We start from the raw sequence: 5,326 nt of genomic DNA on the forward strand, positions 1-5,326 counted from the left end.
GTCAACACCGTTGACACCCCCCACGCAGCACCCCCCCGCACCCAGCCCCACCCCTCCACCCCGACCCCCCACCCCAAGCCCACCCGCACCACCACCTCCACCACCTCCACCACCACCAGCACCCCCCTCCCCCTCCAGGGCAACGGCCCCCTGGCCGTCCTCGACGGCACCGGCCACGCCCACGCCGCCGGCGGCGTCCTCCTCACCCACCCCACCGCCGACCTCCCCTCCCTCATCACCTGGGCCCTCGGCCCCGACGCCGACCTCCGCGCCCCCCGCCTCCACCGCAACGGCAAGGACGGCGACCCCCTCCTGGTCCTCACCGCCCCCGCCGCCGAACGCCTCGGCCTCCCCCTCACCCTCGAAGACCGCCGCGCCCTCCGCCTCCCCGACGACCACCCCGTCGTCAAGCAGCTCACCAAGGCCAAGTGGCAGCTCACCCGACGCGGCTTCGGCCCCTGGGCCCGCATCTACCGCCCGGCCTCCCCCACCACCGGCCGCCAGTGCGTCCAGCTCGCGGTCCTCCCCTGGGGCGCCCTCGACCCCCGCGCCTGGGGCGAGGACACCTCCCACCTCCCCGCCCCCGAACTCGCCGAGCTGCTCACCACCTACGCCGCCCGCGTCCTCACCCCGCGCGGCTCCACCGCCGTCACCGGCCTCGAACTCATGACGGCCCTGCGCCCGCCCACCCGCGCGGTCCGCAACCCCGCGACCAACGCCTGGGAGTCCGCCCCCGTGCCCGGCTCCCTCACCCGCCCCGTGGACCCGGCCCCGCCGGAGGCCCCCGACGAGCACCCGGTGGTCGCCTCCCTCTACCCCCGCTCCCACCAGCGCACCCCGGACCAGGTCCTCGACGAGGAGGCCTACGACTGGATCCGCGACCCGGAGCTCCTCACCGACGCCGAGTGCGCCCGCACCCACGCCGTCGGCATCGACGTGAACATGGCCTTCGCCGCCGCCGCGAACCGCCTCACTGTCGGCATCGGCCCCGCGGTCCACACCACCGCCCCCCGCTTCGACCCGAAGCTCCCCGGCTGCTGGCTGGCGGACCTGTCCTCCCTCTCCCTGGACCCCCGCCTCCCCAGCCCCTTCACCCCCCACGGCAGGCCCCCCACCGGCCCCGCCTGGTACGCGACCCCGACCCTGGCCTACGCCCGGGAACTCGGCCACGACGTCCGCCCCACCGAGGCCTGGATCCGCCCGGAGCACGGCCCCTACCTCGACGCCTGGTACACCCGCCTCCGCGACGCCTACCTGGCCACGATGGCGGACCTCGGCGTCACCACCACCCTGACGGAACCCGAGTTCCTGACCGCGATGGAAACCCACAAACAGGACGCCCCCCTCCCCACCGCCGTCCTCTCAGCCATCAAGTCCACGGTCAAGGGCGGCATCGGCAAGCTCCGCGAACGCCCCCAGGGCGCCGGCTACCGCCCGGGCGAACCCTGGCCCGCCCTCGAACGCCCCACCTGGCGCCCCGACATCCGGGCCGCGGTCATCGCCACGGCCCGCGTCAACATGCACCGCAAGATGCAGAAGCTCGCCACCGCCGCCGGCCTGCACCCCATCGCGGTCCTGTCCGACTGTGCCGTCTACCTCTCCGACGGCCCCAGCCCCCTGGACTTCCTCCCCCGCACCCCCGAGGGCAAGCCGCTCCCCGGCGGCTTCCGCCTGGGCGTCAGCCCCGGCATGGTCAAGCACGAGGGCACCCAGCCCCTCCTCTGGGCCGTGCAACTCCTCGACGAACACCTCAACCCCGCCCGCCACATCAAGGGCCACGACGCAGCAGCAGACGGCGAGTAACCGATGTCCGACATCTCCGACAGCCTCACCAAGGCCGACGAGCAGCACTTCACCCGCCCCATCCCCAAATCCGCGGGCGCCCAGATGCGCTTCCTCCTCAAGCAGCTCAAAACCACCAAACGCGTGGCCACCACCCTCGGCATCTCCCAGCGCACCGTCGAGCGCTACGTGAAGAACGAGATCAAGCAACCAAAGCCCGCCCTGGCATCCCGCCTGGAGACCGAAGTACGCCGCCGCTGGCAGCCCCTGGTCCGCAAGCGCGCCCGCGAGAAGGCCGCCCGCACCACCGGCCTGGTCATCGAAACCCGCGCCCGCTTCGGCTTCACCGCCGCCCCGGGCACCACCGACGACGGCCGCATGCGCCGCATCACCCAGCACCTCCCCCCGGAGTACGCCCAACGCCTCTTCGCGGCCCAGGAAACCGGCGCGACCGAAGCCCAACTGCGCCACATCACGGCCGAAGCCCTCCAGGAGATCTACTTCAAGGACAACGGCGCCCGAGCCACGAGCCTCCTGGTCGAGTTCACAGACATCGACTACGTGGACTTCGCCTTCTAACTCGAGACCGCCACCGTCGCCTTCCTGGTCCGGCGCCTGTCCACGAAGCGGCGGGCGGCCGTGGCCCGAACGGTCGCCCCGGCCTGCGCCCCAGCCAGCCCCGACAGGGCTCCCCCAGCCCCCTGCCCCCGACACACAGCCCACAACAGGCCCCACAACAGGACCCAGTAGGCCCCACAAGCCCCTAAAACCCTTTGAGGGCCCCGGGATATCCCGAAGCCCTCAAAAGCCCTTGAGAGGCCCCCAGAGGCCTTCCACAGCCCCTCCCTCAAGCCCGCTAACCGACAGCGTGCAGCGTCCGCCGCCGCTTCGACTCCGCGGCCTTCTTCGCAGCGGCCTGCGCCGCCCTCTTCTTCCGCTGCTCGGCCAACTGGTCCTGATACTCCGCCACCGCCTGGTGGTAACTGGCGACGTACCCGCGCGCGTCCAGCCGCTCGTCGGCGGCCATCTCGTTCACGGCCGCGACAGCGTCCTCGAAGGAGTTGTACCCGGCCAGCATCGGGTTGATCTGGTACACCCCGTTCCTGACCTTCCGCACGAGCTTCGCCAGCTCCAGGCTGCGCAGAGCGGCGTTGACGCTCGGCCGGCTCAACTCCAGCAGCCCCCCGATGGTGGCCTGGTCGATCAGGATCCGCCCACCGGGCTCGCTCAGCGAACGCAGCTTCAGCAGCACACGGTACGCGGCAGGCGGAAGGTCGAGGTCGGAGAGAAGCCCGTCGGCGTTGACCGCAGCGAATCGCAAGGTGCTCACTGAGCTGTCCCTTCTTCCTTGCGCTGCGCCCGGCTCAGCCGCCGCGCAGCGCGCTCTTTGGACCGTTCGGCCCGCAGTTCCTCGATTGCCTGCCGCATGTGGTCCAGCGATGGGAACCGCACGAGGTCGGGCAGGCTCGTGTCGCTGCGAATCTGCGAGATGGTGCTGTGCTGCTCCACCTTCACGAACTCACCCGCCGTCTCGGTTCCCGGGATGAACTCAGCCACCCGGTAACTGTAGGGCGGGTTGAACTGGTACACACCCCGCCGCACCTTGAAGACGATCCCATGAGACATGACGGTGTGCAGTGCCTCCGACGTCTTTGTCCGACTGACGTCCAGGATCGTAGCCATCTCTTCCTGAGTAAGTGGAATCCGCCCTCCCGCCCGCTGGCACGCGATCAGCAGCAGGATCAGCCTCAGGGGCAAGGCTTCCCTGAAGTACTGGGCGATCACCAGGAAGAACTCCAGGCTGTCCATCGAGAACGCATTTGGCTGACTCTGGGTCCCGTAGAACTCCAGCGGCTTGCGCTCGCCGTCCAGCGTGAGCTTCCGGCTGGGATACCGCTTCGCGAGGCTGTCCAGATCCTTGACCGGAGCCAGCGGCTGGCTCCACGCCGAGATCGCGTCATCAACGGGGAGATCAGGACGCGGCGCGCGCGACGGACCCGGCCGGCGGCGCTGTGCTTCTGATGACACGAGGATGCTCTCCACTTCGTTGATCTGCAGAGAGAGTATGTCAACAAGGGTGACACTAATGTCACGCTCGTTGACGTTCGGCGTGTCTTATGTCCCCCCAGCGGGGACACATCTCGGCCATGGCCCTCCGCCAAGCCCTCCGAGACCCCCCTCGCCCAACCCCACCCCTCCCCAGCCCAGTTCGCCGACGTATCTCCCAAAAAACGTCAGCCTCCCCGACGTTTTAGCCCAAAATGCGTCAGCCACACTGACGTTTTGCAGTCGATGTGTCCCCCTACCAGCGACACATCGCCCGAGTTATGTCCCTTCTGAGGGGACATAACTTTCCCCCCGCACCCCACCTGACCTGCGGCAACGCATATCCGTACCCTCTATAGGCCGTCTCCTGCCGCGCTGCGCGCACGAAATGCCGTCCCCAACCCACCGCAGGACCCCACTTCCTGACGCCGAACCAGTCCAGCCACCCCACCGACACTCACCGGACACCCTGTCCGTAACCACGCAGAATCTGACCGATTCCTATCTCTATCCCCACATCACTTTGAATCACCCCCCACTCCGACCATTAACGCCGTTAACACCCACCCCCCAACCCAAGACCCCCTCAACCCCTCCTCCACCACCCCAAACCACTCCCTCAAGCCAAACCCACTCCCCACCAGCCCAAGCACCCGGCCCTGGCCCGAGGAACAGGCCGCACGGAAGCTTTCTTCATGCGTCAGGAAGGAACCTTCGGCCTGGTTACGCCTCCGGTCCTTTCTAGAGAAGGCAGGGGAAGTGTCCTCATCGGCCCGGTCGGGCACTGCAAAGCAGCTCCGCTTCCGTACTGCCGGCGCCAACCGGAGGCAACAACCCTGCCAAAGGCCCAGTCTTGGCTCTCCCCACCAAGCACAGCAACGGCTGGGCCGAAGGCCCAGCCTTGGTCCGCAAAGCGGACCTCCGCCGAGCGCAGCGAGGCGGCCATCTCTTCCCACTCCCGGAGCGAAGCGAAGGCGCAACCGGGCCGAAGGCCCAGCCTTGGCCCGCGAAGCAGGCCCCGCCGAGCGCAGCAAGGCTGCCTCCCTTCCCCAGCGCCGGAGCGAAGCCGAGGCTCAACCCGGCCGAAGGGCCGGGCCCTGGCTGGTGAAACCAGCCCCCCGAGCGCAGCGAGGCGGTCTCTCTTCCTACTGCCGGAGCGAAGCGGAGGCACAACCGGGCCAAAGGCCCGGTCTTGGCCCGCGAAGCGGGCCCCGCCGAGCGCAGCGAGGGGGTCTCCCTTCCCGTTGCCGGAGCGAAGCGGAGGCTCAACCCTGTCAAAGGGCCGGGCCCTGGCTGGCGGAACCAGCCCCGTCGAGCGCAGCGAGGCGGTCTCTCTCCCTACTGCCGGAGCGAAGCAGAGGCAACCGGGCCGAAGGCTCGGCCTTGGTCCGCGAAGCGGACCTCTCCCGAGCGCAGCGAGGGAGCCTCCCTTCCCCAGTGCCGGAGCGAAGCGGAGGCACAACCCGGCCGAAGGCTCGGCCGTGGTAGGCGTAGCAGA

General features: G+C 69.5%; 4 protein-coding genes. 2 read left to right on the top strand and 2 right to left on the bottom strand.

From position 1 onward, the window contains the following. Both AB0F18_RS38265 and AB0F18_RS38270 read left to right on the top strand, forming a co-directional pair. On the top strand, positions 1-1,803 hold a 1,803-nt coding region (locus AB0F18_RS38265; protein WP_362069886.1), incomplete at its 5' end, for a transcriptional regulator. 3 nt (positions 1,804-1,806) lie between these two features. Continuing rightward, positions 1,807-2,361, top strand: a complete 555-nt coding sequence (locus AB0F18_RS38270) for an XRE family transcriptional regulator (RefSeq protein ID WP_362069889.1) — start codon at positions 1,807-1,809, stop codon at positions 2,359-2,361. 277 nt (positions 2,362-2,638) lie between these two features. Here AB0F18_RS38270 and AB0F18_RS38275 read toward each other — a convergent pair whose 3' ends face one another. After that, on the bottom strand, positions 2,639-3,112 hold the full coding sequence (locus tag AB0F18_RS38275; protein ID WP_123996001.1) for a MarR family transcriptional regulator: 474 nt from the start codon (positions 3,110-3,112) through the stop codon (positions 2,639-2,641). Next, positions 3,109-3,825, bottom strand: a complete 717-nt coding sequence (locus AB0F18_RS38280) for a hypothetical protein (RefSeq protein WP_362069892.1) — start codon at positions 3,823-3,825, stop codon at positions 3,109-3,111. The genes AB0F18_RS38275 and AB0F18_RS38280 overlap by 4 nt, the downstream gene beginning before the upstream one ends. Positions 3,826-5,326 lie beyond the last annotated feature (1,501 nt).

Origin of the sequence: Streptomyces sp. NPDC029216 (assembly GCF_040648015.1) — a bacterium.
Taxonomy (GTDB): Bacteria; Actinomycetota; Actinomycetes; order Streptomycetales; family Streptomycetaceae; genus Streptomyces.

Bases quoted from the DNA above. Each gene is read 5' to 3' on its own strand.
- AB0F18_RS38270 (WP_362069889.1), top strand. From the start codon at position 1,807: ATGTCCGACATCTCCGACAGCCTCACCAAGGCCGACGAGCAGCACTTC.